We start from the raw sequence: 2043 nt of genomic DNA, 5'->3' as shown, positions 1-2043 counted from the left end.
ACCCACCCGACCAGCCACAACACCCTCCAACCACACGATGTTGCAACCACCCCAAGAACCCAAGTGGCGTTCGGTGCTCCATCCATGCCCCCGCCACCGCCCTCAACGGAGGCGCTCCGCGCCGCAGTGCCGATTCAGCGCACCGAACGCCACATTGGGGCGCTTGGGGTGCACCGGTCCAGCCGCCCCGACCGGCGAACGGACCTTGGGACGCGCGGCGCTAGCCGGTGGTGCAGGTGGCCGTCGTGCCGGTGCCCGTTCCCGTGCCCTGGTAACCGAACTCCGTCCACTGGCCCGCCGTGAGCGTCCCGTTGAAGCCGGTGTTCGTGAAGCGGACCGCGCCCGTGTCGCCGCTGCGTCCGGCGTTCCACACCGACGTGACCGCGGCGCCCGCGGGCAGGCTCGCCGCCACCGTCCAGCCGGTGATCGGGGCCGCGCCGGCCGTGACGCGGATCGTCGTGACGAACCCGCCCGTCCACTGGTTCATCGACACCGCCGCCGTGCACCCGTCGCCCGCCGGAGTCGTCGGGGTCGTCGGGGTGGTCGGCGTCGTGGACGTCGTCGGCGTGGTCGTGCCCGGGCCGTCGGTGAGGACCGGCGTCGTCCAGTCCCGCCACTCGGCGAGGTTGCCCGCCTTCTTCGGCGAAATCCGGAACGTCCCGGCCGCGCTGCCGGTCTTCAGCAGGAACTTCTGGATGTTCTGCTGCAGCGGGGTCCGCCATTCGGGCCGCGACGCGCAGTGGGTGCCGTCCTGGACGTCGGACCAGTAGCTGATGTTGCCGCCCGCGCCGAGCGCTTTGTAGACCTCCGCGCCGCCCAGCGCCGCGACGCTGCCGGACCGGGCCCCCAGCCAGTCGATGTGGGGGTTCTCCATGATGAACAGCCCGCGCGGCGCGACCATGGCGACCAGCTCGTGCGTGTCCACCGGCAGCCCGGCCGGGTTGCCGGTGTACGCGCTGAAGGCGTCGCCGAACCACGGCTGTTCGCCGTAGGCGTTGCTCAGCCCCTGCGACCCGCTCTCGCCGGGGATCGCGCGCAGGGCCGGGACACCGGCGGTGCCCGACTCGATCGGCATGGTCAGCGCGATGCGCTGGTCGAGCACGCCGATCGCGAAGGCGCTCTTGCCGTACCGCGAACACCCCGTGACGCCCAGGGCGTCCGGCTTGAGGACCTGCCCGCCCGACTGCTCCAGCACGTCGATGATCCGGCTGACGCCCCACGCCCAGGCGGCCAGCAGCCCGGTGCTGCTCGACGAGCCGTAAATGCTGTAGAACGCCCCCTGTTTGTTGTTCCGCGGCGTCCCTTCCTTACCGACGGCCAGCGGGTCGTAACTGATGACGGCGGCACCGGAGGCCTTGATGGTGGCGGTGTCCGCGCCGAACCCGCCGACCACAAAAACGGCCGGGAACGGCCCGGTTCCGCTGGGCAGCTGCACGCCGGCGGAGAAACTGGCGCTGCGGCCGTTTTCGCTGACGTTCACGGTGATGTTCGTGCTCGAGACCGTTCCGCTGACACTGGCCGGCTTCGGGTGTTTTTCGCCGTAGATCGTCCGCTCCGCCAGTTTCTTGATCTCTTCGCGACGGCACCGCCAGTCGGACTTCGACGTGATGCGCGTGCCGTCGATCTTCTTGAAGGGGTCGGGAAGCTTGGCGGACGACGGGAACAAGCCGGGCAGGGAGACGGGGCAGTCGGCGCCGTCGTCTTCGACCGCCGCGGCGGCACCGGAGGCCACGGTGACCATTCCGGTGACGGCGAGCAGGGTGGCTGCCAGCAGGACGAGGGCAGGGCGGAGCCGCGAACCGGGCACGGGGGTGCTCCCTTCCGGTGAAACGGATGTGAAAACGGTAGAACCGTTTCGTTTCCGTCGTCAAGAAGGGGGCGGGGTCCGAAACTTTCGAAATGGCTCTGATTTCGAAAGTTTCGGATTTCCCGTGGTTCAGCGGCCGATTTCGGCGCTTTCGAGGATGGCGAGGGCGTCGGGGACGAGGACGGCGGCGGAGTAGTAGGCGGAGACGAGGTAGGAGATGATGGCTTGTTCGTTGA

The 2043-nt window shown here is 69.4% G+C and carries 1 protein-coding gene and 1 pseudogene; both read right to left on the bottom strand.

The features are described from left to right. Positions 1-220 precede the first annotated feature (220 nt). Positions 221-1807 (bottom strand): cellulose binding domain-containing protein, encoded by a 1587-nt coding sequence (locus Q5425_RS38475; protein WP_308677342.1) that lies wholly within the window; start codon positions 1805-1807, stop codon positions 221-223. Positions 1808-1936: 129 nt separating this feature from the next. Continuing rightward, positions 1937-2043, bottom strand: a pseudogene (locus Q5425_RS38470) (hypothetical protein); the annotation flags it as partial.

The sequence above is a fragment of the Amycolatopsis sp. A133 genome, from assembly GCF_031082405.1.
Taxonomy (GTDB): domain Bacteria; phylum Actinomycetota; class Actinomycetes; order Mycobacteriales; family Pseudonocardiaceae; genus Amycolatopsis.
The sequence above is the reverse complement of the archived record's forward strand: the minus strand, read 5'-3'. Positions and strand labels throughout refer to the sequence as shown.